At 43.0% G+C, this 20,993-nt stretch carries 19 protein-coding genes and 1 riboswitch; of the genes, 3 read left to right on the top strand and 16 right to left on the bottom strand.

The features are described 5' to 3' along the window. Positions 1 to 3: 3 nt before the first annotated feature. Positions 4 to 1,734 carry a [Fe-Fe] hydrogenase large subunit C-terminal domain-containing protein gene (locus DRED_RS12285; RefSeq protein ID WP_238442519.1) on the bottom strand — a complete coding sequence of 577 codons (1,731 nt, stop codon included), beginning with the start codon at positions 1,732 to 1,734 and terminating at the stop codon, positions 4 to 6. A 373-nt stretch (positions 1,735 to 2,107) separates the two neighbouring features. Between DRED_RS12285 and DRED_RS12290 the strand changes: the two genes are divergently transcribed. Next, positions 2,108 to 2,824 carry a hypothetical protein gene (locus DRED_RS12290; RefSeq protein WP_041274941.1) on the top strand — a complete coding sequence of 239 codons (717 nt, stop codon included), beginning with the start codon at positions 2,108 to 2,110 and terminating at the stop codon, positions 2,822 to 2,824. Positions 2,825 to 2,980: 156 nt separating this feature from the next. Next, positions 2,981 to 3,153, top strand: a riboswitch (M-box (ykoK) riboswitch). Positions 3,154 to 3,334: 181 nt separating this feature from the next. Next, the gene (corA, locus tag DRED_RS12295; RefSeq protein ID WP_011878615.1) at positions 3,335 to 4,303 is read left to right on the top strand and encodes a magnesium/cobalt transporter CorA; all 969 of its coding nucleotides are present in this window, start codon (positions 3,335 to 3,337) and stop codon (positions 4,301 to 4,303) included. Between the two features lie 76 nt (positions 4,304 to 4,379). Here corA and DRED_RS12300 read toward each other — a convergent pair whose 3' ends face one another. Continuing rightward, positions 4,380 to 5,543, bottom strand: a complete 1,164-nt coding sequence (locus DRED_RS12300) for an anti-sigma-I factor RsgI family protein (protein ID WP_011878616.1) — start codon at positions 5,541 to 5,543, stop codon at positions 4,380 to 4,382. Further along, positions 5,530 to 6,282 carry an RNA polymerase sigma-I factor gene (sigI, locus tag DRED_RS12305; protein WP_011878617.1) on the bottom strand — a complete coding sequence of 251 codons (753 nt, stop codon included), beginning with the start codon at positions 6,280 to 6,282 and terminating at the stop codon, positions 5,530 to 5,532. Before sigI ends, DRED_RS12300 begins: the two co-directional genes overlap by 14 nt. Before the next feature lie 322 nt (positions 6,283 to 6,604). On the opposite strand from sigI, the gene DRED_RS12310 reads away from it, so the two are divergent. Continuing rightward, positions 6,605 to 6,838: a hypothetical protein gene (locus tag DRED_RS12310; RefSeq protein WP_041274614.1), complete on the top strand. Its 234-nt coding sequence runs from the start codon at positions 6,605 to 6,607 to the stop codon at positions 6,836 to 6,838. 221 nt (positions 6,839 to 7,059) lie between these two features. Here DRED_RS12310 and DRED_RS12315 read toward each other — a convergent pair whose 3' ends face one another. The 13 genes from DRED_RS12315 to DRED_RS12375 all read right to left on the bottom strand — a co-directional run bounded on the left by DRED_RS12315 (position 7,060) and on the right by DRED_RS12375 (position 20,993). Further along, positions 7,060 to 7,983 carry a GDSL-type esterase/lipase family protein gene (locus tag DRED_RS12315; protein WP_011878618.1) on the bottom strand — a complete coding sequence of 308 codons (924 nt, stop codon included), beginning with the start codon at positions 7,981 to 7,983 and terminating at the stop codon, positions 7,060 to 7,062. A 161-nt stretch (positions 7,984 to 8,144) separates the two neighbouring features. Then, the gene (locus DRED_RS12320) at positions 8,145 to 8,744 is read right to left on the bottom strand and encodes a DedA family protein (RefSeq protein WP_011878619.1); all 600 of its coding nucleotides are present in this window, start codon (positions 8,742 to 8,744) and stop codon (positions 8,145 to 8,147) included. Between the two features lie 199 nt (positions 8,745 to 8,943). Beyond that, complete coding sequence (pyk, locus tag DRED_RS12325; protein WP_011878620.1) at positions 8,944 to 10,695, bottom strand: pyruvate kinase; 1,752 nt, start codon at positions 10,693 to 10,695, stop codon at positions 8,944 to 8,946. Between the two features lie 47 nt (positions 10,696 to 10,742). Further along, entirely contained in the window at positions 10,743 to 11,705 is a 963-nt protein-coding gene (gene pfkA, locus DRED_RS12330) for a 6-phosphofructokinase (protein WP_011878621.1), read from the bottom strand. An 84-nt stretch (positions 11,706 to 11,789) separates the two neighbouring features. Then, entirely contained in the window at positions 11,790 to 12,734 is a 945-nt protein-coding gene (locus tag DRED_RS12335; RefSeq protein ID WP_011878622.1) for an acetyl-CoA carboxylase carboxyltransferase subunit alpha, read from the bottom strand. 11 nt (positions 12,735 to 12,745) lie between these two features. Next, positions 12,746 to 13,612 (bottom strand): acetyl-CoA carboxylase, carboxyltransferase subunit beta, encoded by an 867-nt coding sequence (gene accD / locus DRED_RS12340; RefSeq protein ID WP_011878623.1) that lies wholly within the window; start codon positions 13,610 to 13,612, stop codon positions 12,746 to 12,748. A gap of 30 nt (positions 13,613 to 13,642) precedes the next feature. Continuing rightward, entirely contained in the window at positions 13,643 to 13,834 is a 192-nt protein-coding gene (locus tag DRED_RS12345) for a putative signal transducing protein (RefSeq protein WP_011878624.1), read from the bottom strand. Positions 13,835 to 14,101: 267 nt separating this feature from the next. Then, positions 14,102 to 14,332: a trp RNA-binding attenuation protein MtrB gene (gene mtrB, locus DRED_RS12350; protein WP_011878625.1), complete on the bottom strand. Its 231-nt coding sequence runs from the start codon at positions 14,330 to 14,332 to the stop codon at positions 14,102 to 14,104. A 100-nt stretch (positions 14,333 to 14,432) separates the two neighbouring features. Further along, positions 14,433 to 15,110, bottom strand: coding sequence for a TrkA C-terminal domain-containing protein (locus DRED_RS12355; protein WP_011878626.1), 678 nt, complete (start codon positions 15,108 to 15,110; stop codon positions 14,433 to 14,435). 135 nt (positions 15,111 to 15,245) lie between these two features. Beyond that, entirely contained in the window at positions 15,246 to 18,923 is a 3,678-nt protein-coding gene (locus tag DRED_RS12360) for a DNA polymerase III subunit alpha (RefSeq protein WP_011878627.1), read from the bottom strand. Positions 18,924 to 19,069: 146 nt separating this feature from the next. Continuing rightward, complete coding sequence (locus DRED_RS12365) at positions 19,070 to 19,792, bottom strand: DUF2225 domain-containing protein (protein ID WP_238442520.1); 723 nt, start codon at positions 19,790 to 19,792, stop codon at positions 19,070 to 19,072. 47 nt (positions 19,793 to 19,839) lie between these two features. Continuing rightward, the gene (locus DRED_RS12370; RefSeq protein ID WP_011878629.1) at positions 19,840 to 20,640 is read right to left on the bottom strand and encodes a C40 family peptidase; all 801 of its coding nucleotides are present in this window, start codon (positions 20,638 to 20,640) and stop codon (positions 19,840 to 19,842) included. Between the two features lie 41 nt (positions 20,641 to 20,681). Further along, positions 20,682 to 20,993, bottom strand: a complete 312-nt coding sequence (locus DRED_RS12375; protein WP_011878630.1) for a putative quinol monooxygenase — start codon at positions 20,991 to 20,993, stop codon at positions 20,682 to 20,684.

Below are 20,993 nucleotides of genomic sequence, written 5' to 3' on the forward strand. Positions count from 1 at the left end.
AAATTATACATAGTTTCTTCCAATATTGGCCATTGCAGAACCAATGTTCAGAAGTTGATCATAGGTAGCAACGATCTGTTCCAGGGAATTTGTTACAACCTTAATGGCCTTTTCCTGTTCCAAAATCATTACACTATCTTCTCTAAGACTATTTAAAACACTGGCAATATCTGCAAAGGCATTGGTGGCTTGTTCGGATTGCAACTTTGTTTCAGCAGCAATCTTTTTAATTTCTTCTAAGTCAGGACTCAGGGTAGTTGTTTCCCCTGTATCTTGATTGGTAGGACATTGATACTGTGATACCATATCTAAAACTTTATTGGCCAGTTCTAGTGTGTCTTTAGCAATGGTATTGGTCTCTTTAATTAGCCCCTCCAAATGTTGATTACGAACATTCATTTTTGATGTGGATCCCTTAAGGGTTAGGGTTGAAAAATTAATAGATTCCATCGAAAGCATTAACTTATTACTCATGTCCATAAGACTATTGGTTAAGGCTGGCACCTGACTCAGGAGAAAGGGGAGACACATTTCTTTTTCTGCCATACCCTGCAAACAAGCAACAGCTTTTTCCCAACAGGTATCATAACCACAGGCGCTGCAATTAACCAGATCCCTTGCACTAAGTTTACCGGTTTCCCTTAATGTTTGCCAAACTTGTTCATCAGTAAATTCCTTTTTTACAATTGGTTTTGCCTTAAAGGTGCGCTGAAAAGTTAGTTCCTTTATCTTCTGCAAAAATTCTTCATTCGGGGGGAGGTTATTGTTATTCTTAACAGTATTAAAAACCAACTGGGACCTTACCACCGATGGTTTTTCACTCACCATGCCTGGTCCCATCACACAGCCTTCACATACCAGCATATCAACAAACCGAGGTGTAAACTCTCCGCTGTCAATGGCCCTTAACACCTCAATGCAATGCCGGGCCCCTTCCACCACTACAATTTCCATGCTGGCAATATCTTCATTAATACCAGAGGTTTTTAACAGACCTCCACTGATGGGAAAAGTCCTTGCTATATCTGGTTGTGGATTTTCCCAAGGTTCTTCACTGAGCTGTTGCCATTCCATTTCTTCCTGATTATACCACTGCTCAAGTTGTTTAAAGGTAATTACTGCATCAACATAGCCACTGGTATTAGGATCGATTGATTCATTTTTTTTCGACAGACAAGGTCCAATAAATACTATTTTATAATCCGGGTAAACACGCTTTATGATCTTTGCCTGGATTAACATAGGAGAATCAATGGGGGCCAAGCAATCTAATAATTGGGGGAAATATTTTTCAACCAGTTGAACAACAGCCGGGCAAGCAGTTGATATAATTGGCTGTTTTCTACTAACTTGATAGAAATATTTTTTATATTCTCTGGCACATATTCCTGCTCCATATGCCACTTCCTGAACACTAGAAAATCCAAGTTTCTTCAGGGAGGATACCATTTTACCTGCGGATAAGGCAAAGGATGCAGAGTACGATGGAGCAACGATGGCAGCCACTTTTTTCCCTTCTGCTAGCCACTGTTGGATAATCGGCTTCTCGTCCTGGACTAATTTCGCTCCAATGGAACAGGCAAGAACGCACTGACCACAACAAAGGCACCCTTCTTCAATAATTTCCGGGAGACCTCTTTTTATAGAGATTGTTTTAACAGGGCATGCCCTCACACATGCATAACATTTTCTACAATTATCACGATCAGTCGTAATTAAGGCGATAATAATCACCCCCGGAATAAATCATTTATTAAAGACTTCGACATTATGCTAATTACCCCTCCATAGAAGAAACTATTATTGTTAAAATAGTGTGTGAAACTGGAACCATGATTGTTTACTTATTTTTGTAGCAAGAACAGTGCCATAGAAGAAAAGGCTAAATACAACAATAGACGTTAGATAAACAATCCCGGGTATGGCTGGTTGACTAAGCTTATAACTCCTAATTTATGGAATTAATATTTAATTCAAGAAATAGTGTTCCCTTTTTGTGTTCTTATACGGAACACGTGTTTAATTTATAGACAGGTGAAGAATCTGAAACCTTCTCCTCTTCCTATGATATAATGAATACCTAACAATGGGTAGGAGGTAGTTTTTGGTGGCATTATATTTAGATATCGATATTGATTATTTTATTAACCCAATCATTAAGGAATCCCGAGCAAACCACCGCCCCCTTGATGATAGGAGCTATTATATTAATGATCCATATCAACTATTTTCTATTATAAAACATAAAGAAATAGCATTGGGACAAAAACGTTATATATTCACCAACCATATGCAGAGTCATCTTAGATGGTGGTTAAATGGAAAATCTGATAATACGATCATTCATATTGATGCACACAGTGATCTTTACGGCAATCCTCGTGTTGACTTGTCGAAACTTGAAAGACTTGGTTGTCAAAACTTTCTATGGCATTCCATTCGAGAGGGCCTAATTTCTGAAATATATTGGGTCTTTCCGGATAAGGCCCTTGATCTTACAGACAATAATATTGTAATGAGTATGTTCACTGTGGATCAAATTAAAAACTATTATTTGAAGGACAATATCCTAAATATTGAAATTAATTGTCTGCTTCCGGGAGGTCAACCAAAAAACATTCTCTATCACCTATTAAAAGCAACGGACTTACCTTTATTTAATCAGAAAGCTGAGATTATTACAGTGGCTACATCCCCGGAATTTATTCCTCGTCAAGCCGATCCCTTAGTGACTTCTGTGGGTCGTTACCTTAATCTGGAAACCAGTATGCTGGAGAATATTCTTCAACAACATCTTGATATGAAGACCATAGATGAAGAATAAATTGCTTGATAGATATCTAGATGATGTTAGCGAAAGAAAAACACAGATAATCAATTTTTTTAAATATTTATTCCTTTATACAGGTCAAAATCGCTTTAAATTTACCTTAAACGGTTGACACTTTTGCTGCAATGTCCTATATTTAAATTAAGTAAACATTTTCTTCGTTAGGTGAGGCTTCTACATAGACAGATGCCACTGCCCGGAAATGTCGAGAGACTCTAACGGGTTAACAGGTATTACCGGATTAAGGTTTTACCTAATGTGGCTGGGACATTCCCAATGCCCTAGCTATGTATGTGCTAAAGCTTGTACGAGTGGGGAGGCCAATTAGCCCCTTTGGGGGTGTTCTAGACCTTCTGTTTTTTGCTGAAGGTTTTTTTATTTTTCCAATAGGAGGTGGTAAGGATGGATGACCCGTATCCCGCGACTAAAAATGCATATCCTTCTTTCATTCTTACCATAATAGGAATTACTTGGTAGGGTCCATCTTCTATTGGGGGTGATTCCATGATTAAGACTTACATGTATGATCATAACACAGATAAAATGCGACATGATGTAAGTTTAGATAACTTACACCCATTTTTAACTAATAAAAATAATTTTTTATGGGTGGATTTATATAATTTTTCTGAAGAAGAAATTAAATATGTGGCTAATGCCTTTGATTTTCACGAACTGGCCGTGGAAGACTGTATGCATTATAGTCCACGGGCAAAACTTGATAAATACGATGATTATTATTTCCTTATGATGCACGCCATTCGCTACAACGAAGAGCGTGATGAAGAGATCATGTTGGTACAGTTAAATATCTTCTTGGGTGAAAATTATGTGGTAACCGTCCACAAAAATACCTTACCCAGCTTAGGACGTATGGCAAAGATTTGCCTAAATGACTGTAAATTGTCCAATCAAGGCAGGGACTTTTTCTTATATTCAATTATCGACGGTCTGGTGGACGAGTATTTCCCGGTCTTGGACAGAATTGGCGATCGGATTGAAGATCTGGAAGATGAAATTTATGAAAAACCCAGCCGTGAAACCACTGATGAATTTTTGGCTTTAAAAAGAACCATTCTAACCATGCGCCGAGCCATTACCCCGCAGCGCCGAATTTTCTATAGTATCAGTAGCAGTTCCTTTACCATTAGTGAAGACAATCAACCCTATTATCTAGACTTAAAAGACCACCTAGAGCGAATCTCGGATACCATAGATGGTTATAAGGATCTAACTGACGGTGCTTTGGCCACCTATTCGTCTATCATCAGTGCCCGTACCACAGAAACCATGCGAGTACTGACTGTGATATCAACTATTTTTATGCCTTTAACCTTTGTAACTGGTTTTTTTGGGATGAACGTGCCTTTGCCAGATCAAACCTCCCTATGGTCCACTGTAAGTATTACACTGGGGCTTGTATTAGTATCTTTGTGGATGGTTGTACTCTTCCGCCAAAAGAAATGGATGTAATAAAATGCCTCTGCCAGATATCTGGCAGAGGCATTTTTTCGCACATAATCAGTAATAAAAAGAGGGGACTTAATAATTAATGATCTTTTCCCTTTTTGGCTTTGTCATTTCCCTTTTGTCTGTCTTTTTCTTTATCGTCCCTTTGCTTACCATTATCTTGTTGCTGACTTGGCTTAGCAGGTTTCTCATTTTTTGTACTTTCTTCATTCTGCATATAGCTTTGGCGACGGTCATCCCGTCGCTTTTGGCTTTCTATTTCCTCTTCCTCTACTTCCCCATCCCTTTCATCGTCCACTGGTTTGGCTTCTTTTTGAGACGGATGGTCAAGTATTTCTTTCCAATTTGCAAAAGATCGGTCAGGGTCTTGTTTCTTTTGTTGTCCCGGGGGAAGGATGATATTGGGTTGATTTTTCAAACTAGGTGCTCTAGTTTCTTTTTTTAGCATCTTATCGGAATCCGACTTTTCCTTTACCTTAATCTCTACTTTGCCATTCATCTTTGGGTGCGGTAGGTACTGCTGAATTTCGATTCCTTTTTCCTTCTCCAGTTGACCTAGTCCTTTTTTCTTTAAATCATCCAGACTAATATTACCGCCCCTTTGGGCACTTCCCTGATGTATTAGGTAGCGGCCCACGGATACTCCATTTTGGCTAGCCACACTGTGCTCTTGCTCTGTGGCACTTTCGATTACTATTTTAATCGGGGTTGGTAACTGTGCCACAGCAAGCTGAACGGTTGTTTCCAGCTTATCTTGTTCTACCACCGTTCGTTTCTCCTTAGTGGGAATTACTGTTGCCAGTATCACGTTATTATTACTATTTAAATAATTGCACTTAGCCGCCTCTTCCACCAAGCTTTCCACTGCCTTGTAGACTTGCATTTTTTTCGGCGTTACTTTTTCCAACAGTTCATTACCATCTTCATTAAGTCCTTTAACTTCGATCACTGTTCCAGAGTCGTTAACCGTTAGTTCTATGCTGGGGTTGATATCCAATGCTACATAGGCTGCTGCGGTATTAATGAAGAATTGGCTCCAAATACCCATAAGCAGAACTATCAGTACAGAGGCGGCGGCAATACTCTGAGTTAGCGAAGGGTGTTTTAATTCATAACCTGGGATCTCCTGGCCTAAGCTATTGTCCTTGCCGATTAGCATAACTCTAATAAAACGTCCTTCGGAGGTCATCAGCACACCAAGAGGTCCTTTCTTTTGTACTAGGATTCCCTTAACCTTTGCCATAGTTGCTTCCCCCCTTTCCTTCTGACCAACCAGTTAATTTTAAATATGAAAAGAGATAGATAAATCGGTCTCTGTGATAAAGCAAAATGGACATGGCAATGATATAGCGCCGTCCCTTTTCAAGGGTTTTACGATGCAGACCCGAAGCTAATGCCAGTTCCTTAACGGGTAGCCGACCGGTACGTAACAGCTGCTCCATAAGAGAAGTTGTTTCAGCCACTAATCTGGCCACAGAAATGAGGTTTTCTCTGGAGTCCCTGTGTTTGGGCGAAGCATCAACCAGTTCACTAACACTAATACCATACTGAGCAAGTTCCTTTTGAAATTCCAGCACTTCTTCCTGGCGCTCTTGCATTTCTGCTTCCTGCATGTATTTCTCCCAGGCCTGAGCAGTCTCATGCTGCACCGGCGCATGGTCAGCCACTTGGTATTCCAGTGGTTGATGTCTGTGCCGGGACTCTTTGCGGAAATGATCTGAAAGGCGACTCTTTATAACTAACCGGGCAAAACCAAGAAATGGAATGTTTTTCTCTTCTGCAAACCGATCAATGGCTTCGTTAAAAGCCATCAAGCCAATGCTTAATTCATCGTCACGCCCCCATTCCAGGGGACGATTACAAACCTTTATACAGGTACCTTGAATAAACGGTTTAGCACTGGCTAATAGTTCTTCTCTCACTTGCGTATCGCCATTCCTAGCCTGGTTCAGGTACAGTGCCGTATATTGTTCTAACGTCAAAGGTGGTCACTCCTCCTGACCCAACTACTCCCCCTCTGGTAACCTATCTTTTGTTATGCTATAGATTACGGTTTTATTTTTTTTTTTAAGCGGGTATTAACGGAGAGATGGGATAATAAAAATCCCCTGCTTTGTAAAAGGGGGCAGGGGATGTCCATAACTATTTTACCTGGGTTGGTAGTAAGAAGCAACACATAGAGGTATATCCATCATCCATCCTTACCAATTTCTGTTAAAGAAAAAAGGTTGATCTAGAAGGAATTATATTTCCTTTTGCATAAATTATAGTAGAGAACAGAAGTTAGAAAGGTGGCTTTTAACATTGAATACTAATCAGGCCAAAGTTAAGCTTTTTGAGCCCTATGCTGTAGGAGATATGGTGGTTTATGTGACTGGACCAAACCGGGGCTCTGTTATAGAGGCAGACTGTCGTTGGGAATTGACCACCACTGTGGATAGTTGTGACTGCTGTACCTTTCGCTGGCGCTCCTACAAGGACCCTTCTTTTAAGTGTCGGCACATACTGGCTCTGCGCCAGGTATTGGGATTGGAGTAAGGATTACTAGGACTTACAGCAGACGAAATGAGATCGCCCTCAACAAAACGTCCATGTTTTGGTTCGGCTGGCGCGTCCAGGATGGAAGTGCCTCCTCATTTCGCTCTGCTGTTTCGCCCAGTCCTGTTACCATTGCTTAGATAAGTCGCTGCACAGGGATAAACTTAAATCCCCTTGCTTATCGTTCCCTTCCCATTGCAAAACGAACCAGCGTATCGTTATTATAAGTACAACCTGCCTGCTAATTGTTTAATGGCAGCATCTCCCAGTACCCGGTATCCTTCGTGGGTGGGGTGTCCACCGTCCAGCAAGTACTGAGGATTTCCCTGGTCGGAGCCTTCTACCAACAGTGGTGTATAAAAGTCTAATGCAAAGAACCCCATCTCCTGGGCATATTGGCCGATCCACTGGCGAGTCTCACTTAATGCGTTGTTATAATCCTCGGCTTCCTGGCGGCTACCTTCATAGCATTGCAGAATTTGTTCAATATTTAAAGGAGAAGGTAAGACCATAACGGGGCAAATTCCATGCTCTAAAGCCATTCCTACCACCTGCCGGACATTCTGCTTAACCTCCCCCAGGGAAACCTTCTGCCAGCCATCATTGTGTCCCCCGGCAAAGATTAAATAGGCAGGTTTTTCTGGGATCACATCAGTCCGCATCCGTACCAGCATCTGTCCAGTAGTTTCTCCATTGATACCACGGTTCAACATTTGATACCCGGTACTTTCAATCACCCTGGTCACCCAGGAGAATGCCGGGCCATCGGGATAGCCATAGGTGATACTGTCACCTAAACAAAGGATCTTATTCCGGTATATCACCTCTTCAAAGGCTTGCACCCCTTCGGGATCCGTCAATGCAAAGGTCAGTTCATTTAAACCAGCACCTAGGGACATATGCCTTCTGGCTTCAGAAACCATGATCCGGGCCATCTCCTCCACCGAAATCTCTTGTCCTCTGGTATTTACCACTGGTAATATCAGTGCCTTTAAGCGCTGTTCTTCTGCAACCCTTAGGGCTTTAGCCGTAATTTTCCGTATTTCTTGCTGAAGGTTCTCTTTTCTATCCGCTTGCATTACTTGATCTTGTTTAGAATAAAACTGGCTAAGTACCTTTAAGTCCCCTTGGACAACACGAATCATCCTCTTCCCTCCCAGATTTACCAGTTATTATTATAGAAGTATTCTCTGTCTAAAAATGGAAACCTTTTGGTTTTTTGAAAAACATCTCTGCTAAGTCAACAGGCAACATAAAATTATTTAAAACTAGGTAGATAAACAAATTTCCTGCCTGAAAAATAAATCTATATTTTATTACGATTAAAAATAGGTAGATAATGACGAAGCATATACATACCCAATAAAAATATCAACACAGCCCACAGGTATTTGAACCCTAGTACATCCATAATCTTAGGCCAATTTTGTCCCAGCAGGGCTCCCCCACCTAGAAAGACCGTTAACCATAGTACCGCATGAATGGCATCAAAAAATAAAAATCTAAATATTGAAATACCACTGATGCCTGCCACATAGGGAGTTAGATTACCAATGGTGGGAATAAACCTCCCGCCAATAATAAAAGCCGGAGCAGACTTCACGAACAGTTCCTGGGCTTTGCTAAATCTCTCCTGGGTAAGCCGTAGGTATTTGCCCCATTTTATGAGGAAGGGTTCTCCAATATAACGACCCAGAGTAAAGGCTGTGGCGGAACCAAGCATATAGCCTGCAAGGGCCACTAACCATGCAATAAAAATATTAAAATCACCCTGACGGCATAAAAAACCTGTCAGGCCCACCAAGACACTGCCTGGAAAAGGAAGTCCCAGGGCTTCCAGGAAAACTCCTACAAACAGTCCCGGCAAGCCCAGCTTACTTAAATGTTCTAAGATTTGTTCCGTCAAATTCCTCCCCCCCGGTTTATTATGACTAGATCAGCTATTTAATATTTCCCCTTTGTGTCTGGGCATATTAAGGAAAAATAAAGGAAAGGATGGAATTATACGCCGTCTGGTAGGTTCTTCGGGACCCGCATTTTATATTTAGAAATTGAAAGGGGTTGTTGCACTCTGGTTCATTGTGCAACAGCCCCCTTCGCTTATACTATAAAACTCTGGCAACACCGCCGTAAATCAGCCCTCGCTGGCTATCCACCGTAATAATTTCATCGTCTGGTAGAATACCAGTGGCGTTATCAACGCCTACTATAACGGGTAAGCCAAATTCCAGTCCCACAATGGCAGCATGGGAAGTAAGACCACCTTCTTCCGTTATCACGGCTTTGGCTTTCTGCATAGCAGACACGAAGTCACGATCAGTGGCCATAGTCACCAAAATATCACCCGGCTGAACCTTAACCATGGCTTCCTCCGCCGTTCGACAAATCCTAACCTTACCTGTGACAGCTTTCTGGCCAATGCCTGTTCCTTTGGCCAGCAGAGTCCCCACTGTGTGAACCTTCATCATATTGGTGGTACCATGAACACCCACCGGTACACCGGCAGTAATAACAATTAGGTCGCCAGCAGTAATATGTCCGGAGGCCAGGGCCGCTTCCACGGATATATTAATCATTTCATCTGTACCATGTACATCTTCAATTAAAAGAGGAACAACCCCCCAAACCAGAGCCATTTTTCTTAACACATTGGATCTGGGTGTCACAGCAATCACAGGTACTTTGGGCCTATACTTGGAAATCATTCTGGCGGTATGTCCGCTGGCCGTCGCGGTTACAATGGCGGTTACACCCAATTCCCTAGCCACACTGCAAACGGCCTGGCTAATACCATCGGTGACCGTTCTCTGTATGGCAGCTCCTCTGATTTCCAGCAGGTCATCAAAATTTACAGCAAGCTCTGCCCGCTGGGCAATACGAGCCATGGTTTCAACGGTTTGTACAGGATACTTACCCGCAGCTGTTTCGCCGGAAAGCATAATTGCATCGGTTCCATCAAAAATGGCATTAGCCACATCGCTGGCCTCGGCCCTGGTTGGTCTTGGATTCTGGGTCATGGACTCCAGCATTTGTGTAGCAGTAATAACTGGTTTACCTGCCCTGTTGCACATTTCAATCATCGTCTTTTGTAAGACAGGTACTTCTTCTGCAGGGATTTCAACGCCCAAGTCACCTCTGGCCACCATGATACCATCTGCAACATTAATAATACCAGTCAGATTCTCCACACCCTGGCGACTTTCAATCTTAGCTATGATATCAATATCCGCATCATATTCCTCAAGGATTTGGCGAATGGCGAGGACATCCCCGGGTTTGCGAATAAAGGATGCAGCAATAAAATCTACCCTTTGCTCTATACCAAAGCGAATGTCCTCAATATCCTTTTCGGTAATCGAAGGAAGGTTTACATTTACACCAGGTAAATTAACTCCCTTCTGGTTGGAAAGTTGACCACCATTAACGACTCTACAATGAACATCTGGTCCCTCCACAGATTCCACAACCATTTCGATTAACCCATCTGCCACAGCTATCCGACTGCCAGGCTTCACATCCTTGGGCAAATCCTGATAAGTTACAGACACAATGGTATTGTCACCGGTAACCTCCCTGGTTGTCAGGGTAAATTGCTGATCCTGTTTTAGGATAACCGGCGGTTGGGCAAATTTCTTTAAACGAATTTCCGGACCCTTGGTATCTAGCAGAATGGCAATATTTTTGTTTAATTCATCTGCAGACTGGCGAATAGCAGCAATTCTCTTGGCATGGTCCTCATGGGTACCATGGGAAAAGTTTAATCTTGCAACATTCATGCCTGCCAGCATCATATTTTTCAGCGTTTCCACATCTTCACTGGCGGGACCGATGGTGCAAACAATCTTTGTACGTCTCATCCACAGAACCTCCCTTGCTAAAAACAAAAATATAGTTACTGTTTTTTCTATATGGATAATATCTTTGCTAATTCGTACATGTTCTTATTAATGGGGCTGGGTTTTCCAATGACTTCGGTTAAATCTGTGGCCACAATTTCACCGGCTTTAATGCCAACCATTTTATTGGTTTCTCCCGCCATCAACAATTCCACCGCCTTTGCACCCAATCTAGCCGCCAGAATACGATCAAAGGCGGTAGGCGTACCACCCCTCTGTAAATGTCCAAGGATAGTTACTTTGGTATCAAAGCCAATTTGTTCTTTGACTTGTCGACCAATATCAATTCCACTGGCAGCACCTTCGGCTACTAGAATGATTGAGTGAAGTTTACCTCTCTTAATGCCCCTTAAAAGTTTTTGACAAATCTCTTCAATATTAAAAGGTATCTCCGGAATTAATATACTTTCCGCCCCACCGGCCAGTCCGGCCGCTAGGGCAATATTACCCGAGTTTCGCCCCATTACTTCAATGACAAAGGTCCGTTCATGGGAAGTTGCAGTATCTCTAATTTTATTAATGGCATCCACCACGGTGTTAACAGCTGTATCAAAACCAATGGTATAATCCGTCCCAGCAATATCATTATCAATGGTTCCGGGTACACCAATCATTGGTATGCCATATTCCTGGTGCAAAATACTGGCCCCTGTAAAGGAACCATCCCCACCAATAACCACCAAGCCTTGGATACCAAAGCGTTGTATGTTTTCCATTGCCAAGGCTCGGCCTTCTTTGGTTTTAAACCTTTCGGATCGGGCAGTATGTAAAATGGTTCCCCCTCGACCAATAATATCTGCAACTGAGCCAAGATTCATGGGACCCATATCAGCCTCAATAAACCCGCTATAGCCACGCCGGATACCAATAACCTCCAGGCCATGGTAAATGGCTTTACGAACCACCGCACGTATCGAGGAGTTCATGCCCGAAGCATCCCCGCCGCTGGTTAATAGGCCTATTCTCTGCATTGAAAAAAGCCTCCTTTAAGTCCCTAAGATACACCTATAGCCTGCCGCAAAACGGCAGGCTTATCCTTTGAATATAAATGTTATTTAACCAGTTTGCCCCATTGCCCGGAATTTTGCATATCGGGACTCCACTAATTCTGCCGGGTCCCTCTCTAAAATTGCCTTTAAGTTACGTTCTAGGGATTCATCAATAAGACCGTAAGCTTTGGGCAAATCATTGTGAGCCCCACCTAGGGGCTCCGAGACAATTTCATCGATGACACCCAATCTTAACAAATCCTGAGCTGTCAGATTTAAAGCTTGGGCTGCTTCCTTGGCCTTTGTGCCGTCTTTCCAAAGGATGCTGGCAGCAGCCTCCGGGGAGCTAACAGAGAAAATGGCATGTTCCTGCATCAAAATCTTATTGGCTACACCCAAGGCCAATGCCCCACCACTGCCGCCTTCTCCAATAACAATAGAAATTACCGGTATTTTGAGAGCAGACATAGCCATAAGATTCTTAGCAATTGCCTCTCCCTGTCCCCTCTCTTCCGCACCCATGCCAGGGTATGCCCCTGAAGTATCAACAAAACAGATGACAGGGCGGTTAAATTTTTCAGCCTGTTTCATCAGACGCAAGGCTTTGCGGAAGCCCTCCGGGTGAGCCATACCAAAATTACGCTCCACATTTTCTTTGGTATCATGACCCTTTAGGTGACCGATAACCGTTACAGGGATACCTTTATACCAGGAAATTCCACCAATAACAGCAGGGTCATCACCATATAGACGATCGCCATGCATTTCTAGAAAATCCGAAAAAAGAGCATTTATATAATCCAGGGCATTGGGTCTAGCAGAATGCCGGGCAATTTGTACCTTTTGCCAGGGATTCAAGTTGCTGTATATTTTTTCTTTCATATCTCTGGATTTTTTCTCTAGTAGGATAATTTCCTCAGAAAAGTCAATCCCCTTTTCATTGGTAAATCTCTTTAGCTCTTCAATTTTAGCCTCTAACTCCAATATTGGCCTTTCAAAATCTAACGCCATACTGGCCTCCTTTAATTCGTCCCATGAAGTGAAAGAATGTTAGCCAGGGTATCTTTAAGCTGTGGACGATTCACAATCATATCGACCATACCATGCTTTCGCAAAAACTCAGCCCTTTGGAAGCCCTCGGGTAACTTTTGCCGAATGGTTTGCTCAATAACCCTAGGGCCGGTAAAACCAATTAAAGCTCCGGGTTCTGCTATAATAATATCTCCCAGAGAGGCAAAGCTGGCTGTTACTCCGCCGGTTGTGGGGTCAGTAAGGACAGCAACATACAATAATCCCGCTTCATCTAATTTAGCCAAAGCTGCAGCAGTTTTTGCCATTTGCATAAGAGATAAAATTCCCTCCTGCATCCTGGCACCACCGGAAGTAGAAAACAGAACCACCGGTAATTTCTTTTCAATGGCTCTTTCAATGGCACGGGCAATTTTTTCTCCAACCACAGATCCCATACTACCCATAATAAAATGCGAGTCCATAACACCAATGACCACAGGATTTCCGCCTATGGTACCTTCGCCGGTTACTACGGCTTCCTTCAATTCAGTTGCTTTTTGAGCAGACTGTATTTTTTCCTGATAATCTGGAAAATTCAATGGATTCAATGTAATTAACTCATTGTCACGTTCCTGAAAAGAACCTTCATCTAGGGTCATATGAATACGCTCTTGCGCATTTAACCTAAAATGAAAATTGCACTTATGACATACCTTAAAATTTTTATCCAATTCCTTTGTATAAAGAATTTCATTGCAGCGAGAACATTTTACCCATAAACCTTCTGGAATGTCTCTTCTTTCGTTGCCTTGAGTCGTTTCTGTTTTTTCGGGACGTACAGTTACATATTTAGGTTTGCGAAATATTTCTAGGACCAAAACTCACCTCTCCCTTAGTTCCCCGTAGCTTTATACTGTATTGATAATTTCCAATGCCTCATCCAGCTCTGATTCCGGTACTAAGATTTCTACCGATCCATTATCATTGCCGTTCGGCAGTCCGATATTGCGTAATTTTACTAGCAAACCTTCATTTACTAACGCATTCTGTAATTTTTCGGCTTGTTTACGATTGGGCGCAATATATACTACCGTCCACACTTGTTAAAGGCCCCCTTGAATTACAAAATAGAATAAGTCAATATTCGTTATAGTTGTTTCTATCAAGTGCCCAGGTAATCCTCTTTTTTTTTTAGAAAAACTTGCCTTACGACAAAGCCTTTGCCACGCCTACAGCAAAAATAAGTAAAAGATTTATTTACCCAGAGTAGCCAGATTAGTTTTATATCTCATGCCTAAAAACAAGTATATCCAGAGATACGTCTCTGGATACTGTCCCACGGAATACCGGAAAAAACAAATTATATTTTACTCATCTGTTCGAATTTTCCCATGCTTGGTCATAACTTCTGCACGACCACGAATTTTAATCGCCGAGGTATGCTCTGTAAATTGGGCAATCATAACTTCACCTTTATCAAGTTTTTCAGTATGATGGAATTTTGTTACGCCACCTCGAGTTAAACCAATAAGGGTTACTCCATTTTCTAAGGCTTTAACCACCACATAATCGCCCACTATATCCAACTTTTCTACCATGCTGTTCACCCCAGTAGTTTCCTCTTTTTTACAGTAAAAACATCATATCATAGATACTAATATTTGACAAGCTTGCCCCTTGGTGTTTGAACGATTCCCATTATATTTCTTCCCTGCCGCAATCCCAACAGAGCAAAAGTTGAATATTTTGTAATCTCCCATAAACGATCAGCTTATCTTCCTCCAGCAAAATTTGAGATCCCCTAGGAGAATGCAAAAATTCTTCTTCCCTTTCCAGGGCTAATATAAAGAGTTCATGATCTCGTATTTTACTTTCAGCAATACTCTTTCCTACTAGAGGATTATTCTTTTTTAACTTTACTTCTGCCACTCCATACTGCCTATCTAAATGCAATACTTCCTCCACAGTCCTTTTTTGTAAGGTCCTATGGCGAGACAATTGCTTTTCAATGCCTTTATCAAAACTACCACGAATCTTGCGGCTTGAAGCAATGCTTATGGCCAATAGCAGCATTGTAATGGCAGTTGCCACTTGAATTAGGGTCAAGGGGTGCCTCATTAGTTCAATTAACACAGATACAATGGTGGCAGTTCCCAAATATCCCATTACCATCAAAACCATAATAATACGCCGCCGCACATGGTGTTTGACAACCATTTCAGATTCTGATGTGGTGTAGCCTACTGTAACCAGGGCTGTAAGGGCCTGAAAACGGGCTTTATGCAGATCCATGCCGGTTAATTTTAAGGCAATAGCCGATATTTCTACAATGATAAAAAGGACGAGGATAAAGGATACCAGAAAGATCAGGTTCATTTAACAACCTCCTTTTTATGTAATGAGAAGATTATATCAGCGGGACAAGGGCTGACTCAAGTTTCTAGTGCTGGGTAAATATGGTTTTTATTTTAGCAGAATAAAAAAGACCTGGAATATCTAGGTCTTTACACTCTATAGATCCAGCAAACTTTCCGGCACCGGGTAAGTATCCGGATCAAAGGGCCCGCTGGAGATCGTTACCGGCTTCACCAACCCACTGCGGGGCAAAGGGTTAATCTTAGGCTGTTCTGGTTGCGATGCTTTCACGGTTTTAGCTACGGTATACCTACCAGGAACTTCTTTGACACGGGAGGTATCCCGGGCAGCAGCCACTGGTGCTTTCAATGGCTGGTTAAAACGCAATAGTATATTGTCTTCCCCCAGAAGGCTTGTAAGGGATCGTTTTAAATTTAGGCTTAAGGAAACCTCTTTTTCCAATTGCACTTTATGCCTGTCTTCTGGGTAAAAGAGAAATACTGGCGAGCTTCCCGGGTGCGATATCAGGCGTTCTTCCAGTTCTTTTGATATGACATTCTCTGATAACCTTAACCACAGTTCGCAGGTAACATTCTCCAGCGGCTGGATTTCCTCCGCCAGTATTTTAGTCTCTTCACCGTTGTTGTTCAATTTTCCCTTTAATAAAAGTGGGACTTTTAAATCCAGTAGACTAAAATGACGACGGTATACTTGCGGAAAGACAACAACTTCACAACTTCCCGTCAAATCTTCCAGGGTCAAAAAGGCCATTGGGTCTCCCTTGCGGGAGGTTATCCGTTTGATGGTAGAAATGATTCCCGCCACCAACAGGTTATTACCGTCGGGGAGCTCTGCCAAATGCACCACCCGCTGAACCTCCAGTTGATCCAGCAGCCAACCGAATTCTGACAGTGGATGCCCGGAAATATACAATCCTAGTGCTTCCTTTTCCATTTCCAGTTGTTGTCGTGACGTTAACCTAGGAACATGAGGCAGCTTAAGTTCCATCACCTGGGCCGGACTTTCAGACATCAGGTCAAATAAGCTTACCTGACCTTGCTCACGGTCCCGCTGTGAACGGGCAGCATGCTCAAGGCCAGTGTCCAAACCAGCAAGAAGCTGGGATCGGTAGCCAAAGGCATCCAATGCCCCGGCCTTAATCAAGCTTTCCAACACCCTTCGGTTGGCTATTCGGGTGTCCAAACGACCACAGAGATCATAGAATCCAGTAAATGGACCTTTCTTTTCCCGAATTTGTATTATCTCTTGAACAGCACCCCAGCCAACGTTTTTCACCGCTGCCATACCAAAACGAATGGCACCATTGGCAGCTGTAAAGTTTTCCCGGCTCAAGTTAATATCCGGTGGCAACACCTGTATTCCCATACGACGGCATTCATCTATATACAGGACCACTTTATCTGTATTGTCCCGTACCGAGGTAAGCAGGGCCGCCATGTACTCAACCGGGTAATTGGCTTTCAAATAGGCAGTTTGGTAGGAAACTAAGGCGTAAGCAGCAGAGTGCGATTTATTAAAACCATAACCCGCAAAGTATTCCATCAGATCAAACATCTTTTCTGCCAGTTGCCTACTATAGCCCCTAGCCACAGCTCCAGGAATGGGGTTTTTCAGGGGCTTTCCCTTATCGTCAAGGGTGCTGCCGTTAATAAACCAGTCCCGATGCATGCCCATAATTTTAGCAATCTTTTTACCCATGGCCTTGCGTAATGCATCGGCCTGCCCAAGGGAGTAACCGGCCATGATCCTGGCAATCATCATAACCTGTTCCTGGTATAGAATAACTCCATAGGTTTCCTTCAGAATTGGTTCCAGATCTGGGTGAAAATAATCCACCTTGTTTTGCCCGTGTTTGCGCTGGATAAAATCCTCCACCATGCCGCTGCCTAGGGGACCCGGGCGGTAAAGAGCAACCAAGGCTACAATGTCCTCAAAGGCATTGGGTTTTAGTTCCCTTAGAATGTTGCGCATGCCGCTACTTTCTAACTGGAATACGCCAACTCCTTCACCCCGGGTAAGCATATCAAAGGTTGCTTGATCATCTAAGGGAATCGTATTAATATCTAGTTTAGTTTCTTTTATTTGCTCAATTAAATTGACGGTTTCTGAAATTACAGTTAAGTTGCGTAGCCCCAGCAAATCCATCTTCAATAGACCCAGTTCCTCCACTGTGGTCATGGGAAATTGGGTGGTCACCAAACCATCTGAGGTTTTGCTCAAGGGCAGGTATTCCACCAGAGGCTCCCGGGATATTACCACCCCGGCAGCATGGGTGGAAGCATGTCTTGGCATTCCCTCTAATGCAGCGGCAGTATCAACCAGCCGTTTAACTTCGGGGTCTTGGTCGTAAGCTGCCTTTAAATCCGGTGAACTTGTAAGTGCTTTGGCAATGGTTATATTAAGCTCCGTTGGCACTAATTTTGCTACCCGATCCACATCACCATAGGGCATATCCAGAGCTCGGCCTACATCCCGAATGGCTGCCCTTGCAGCCATGGTTCCAAAGGTAATGATCTGGGCTACCCGGTCCGTACCATATTTTTGCACAATATATTCAATGACTTCTCCCCGGCGCTCGTAGTCAAAGTCGATGTCAATATCCGGCATGGAGATACGCTCTGGATTTAAGAACCGTTCAAACAACAGGCCATATTTCAGGGGATCAATATTGGTAATACCCAGGGCGTAAGAAACAATGCTCCCGGCAGCAGAACCCCGCCCGGGCCCAACAGCAATACCCTTCTGCCGAGCATAATGGATAAAGTCCCATACAATTAGAAAATACTCATCGTACCCCATTTTGCCAATAACATTTAGTTCGTATTCCAGTCGTTCCTGAACAGGTCCAGAGCAATGTCCATATCGTTTTATGGCACCTTCCAGGCATTTTTCCCGTAGATATTGGGCTGGGCTGGATTCTTCGGGTACTGTAAAATAAGGTAAGTGGTACTTGCCAAATTCTAAATCCACCTGACACCGCTCGGCAATACGCAGTGTGTTGCTCAGGGCATCGGGTATCTCAGCAAAGAGAAGGTTCATCTCATGGGGGCTTTTCAAGTACATTTCCTGGCTTTCGAATTTCATTCTTCCCGGTGTGTTAATGCTTTTACCGGTTTGAATACAAAGCAACACATCCTGTATCTCTGCATGTTCCCGTTTCAGGTAATGAACATCGTTGGTTGCCACCAGCGGGATTTGTAATTCTTTGGCAATTTTTAGTAATTCCCGGTTAACTGTACGCTGTTCTTGATAACCGTGGTCCTGCAGTTCTAAAAAAAAGTTGTCTTTACCAAAAATATCAACATACTCTCTTGCGGCCTGGCGAGCCTTTTCCGGTTGGCTGCCTAAGATTTTATCGGCAACCTCCCCTGCCAAACAGGCACTGAGGGCAATAAGTCCTTTGTGATAGCGCTGTAGCAGTTCCTTATCCACCCTGGGCTTATAATAAAAACCCTCGGTATAACCAAGGGACACCAATTTTAGAAGGTTTTTGTACCCTTCCTGGTTTTCAGCCAGCAGTACCAGATGATTCGGTTGATCGTCCAGTTTGGGTGTCCGGTCAATCCTGCGGCGGGGTGCCACATAGACTTCGCAGCCTAGTATGGGTTTTACCCCTTCCTTATGGCAGACTTTGTAAAAGTCTACCACCCCAAACATGCAGCCGTGATCGGTAATGGCAAGGGAATTCATGCCACTTTCTTTGGCCTGCTTAGCCATTTGATTAATACGGCTTGCTCCATCCAGCAGGCTGTATTCAGTATGTACGTGTAAGTGGACAAATTGATTCTCCGGCACTACTTTCCCCTCCAGCAAAGCTGAGTTCCTCCTCATATTTTAACATGAATTTAAAGCATGAAACTAGCTGTAAGTTTGCAGATTAAACTAAAAGGGCTCCGGACATACCACACAAAAGACACCGGTTTCCCGGTGTCATCAAAAACGCTATAAAGTTAGTTAAGTTACCCCTTTTGCTTGGCTTCCTCCCGGATATCCTGCCAGCGAGATCTGGCCAACCTATTAAAGACTGGGTAACGATCCGCCTCTGGGTGGGTGGTCACAGCCTGAAACCATTTGATGGCGTCCTTAAGATCACCATTGCGGTAAGACAATTCCCCGATAAGATAGATCATGCGTAATTCTTTTTTTGCATCTGAGGAAGATTCTCTTTCATAGGCACGCCTTAGAAACTCCAATGTTCGGCGCAGAGCCTGCTCTTCATTATTTTTATTGCCCTGATAGCGATAGAGCCAGCCCAATCGCAGGTACAAAGAACCCTTCACAGAATCCTTGGCATTTCTTAGCTCCTGGCATAAAATGGCCTTGTTGTATGCCTTGATTGCCTGTTCCAGTGTTCGTAGTCCACTGTACTGAGCTCCGTCATTATGCCAACTGGACAATATAGTATTAATGGACATTTTTTCAGCTTCATCCAGAGGACGATTGGTTTCTTTGGTAAAACCAAAACCACAATGACGACAAACCATAACATCATAAAAAATAGGATTAATGCCATTATAATAACCACAAAAGTCACTGTCCTGTTTTTCCAGTGAAATATATTTACTTTTCACTTCAGGATGGAGAAAGTCTTGTCCGCAATTTGGGCAGGTTACTTTTGCTTGAAAAATCATTTCCATAGTTGCTTGCATATTCTTACGCTCCCGCACATGAAGTTCTACCATTATTATACCAAATAATTAACTGGTTAGGATATTTTTTCAACAATTACCTAAAGATACCTCCTACCTCCCAGATAACGGTTAACAAAAAAAGAATCATCAAAGGATGTAATTGTTACCCCTTCCTTTGAACGGGCATTAATAAACAGGCCATCCCCCTGGTATATTCCCACGTGAGAGGGTCCTGGATCGACTGTGGAAAAAAATACCAGGTCGCCCATTTCCAGTTCTTCTATTTCTACAGGCTTACCAATCCTAAACTGATCCTGGGCATTCCTTGGAAGCTGATAACCATTAACCAAATAAGCCATGTAGGTTAGACCTGAACAATCCACCCCTCGGACAGTCATGCCACCCCAAAGGTATGGTACTCCGGATAATAAACCTGCAGCAGTCAGTATGCCTTTCCTAAGTCCATAGCCCTTTAAAGGTATTCTGTCGGTTACAATTTTTGGTAAAAAGGCAAAATCACCCCTGGGTAAAGCCACCTGGAGATATTCTTGCTCTTCGGACACAACCTTGAGCAAGCTTCCCATAAATACTGTACATAAAGCCTCATAGTGACTATTGGGATGATTGGTTAGCCTGGCAGTGGCCCTTATAACCTGGACGTTAGCCCCTTCCTTAGACCACTGGGGTACACAGAAATGATCCATCTTTGCCCAACCGGGCAAACCTTCATAGGTCTGAATATGGAACCAATCACCTTCCACTCCCATTACCAGGGCAGGCCACCCCATTAACTGCTGAGTCACCAGTGGAACTCCTGCCTCCGGTTGTTCCAGGATATCTGCCACAGCCACCGCTGTCACTACCGTCGTACCCACCTCTACCTCTCTCAGGTTAGGCATAGAATCACCCCTCGCCTTTTACCTAAACCATATTCGATTGCTTACTTTGTTATGCTCTCTACGGTATAATTACCAAACTCCGGTTGACCATTCAACATTTGCATAAGTTGTAAAAATCCCGCTGCTGCACTGGGATCACTGGTTAATTTGGTCATGGCAGTCTGCTGTGCCTCTTCATTTTCCCATATAGAAATAACCACAAACTTATCCTCATTACCTTTGGATTTGGCTATGTATCCGTGTATCAGACCGGGTTGATTCATTAAGGCTTTCATGTGTTCCTGAATAACTTCCATTAGTTTATTACCCTGACCTTCCTGGGCTTCTAGTTTACCAAATGTGATAACTTGCAT

It is taken from the genome of Desulforamulus reducens MI-1, assembly GCF_000016165.1.
GTDB classification, from domain to species: domain Bacteria; phylum Bacillota; class Desulfotomaculia; order Desulfotomaculales; family Desulfotomaculaceae; genus Desulfotomaculum; species Desulfotomaculum reducens.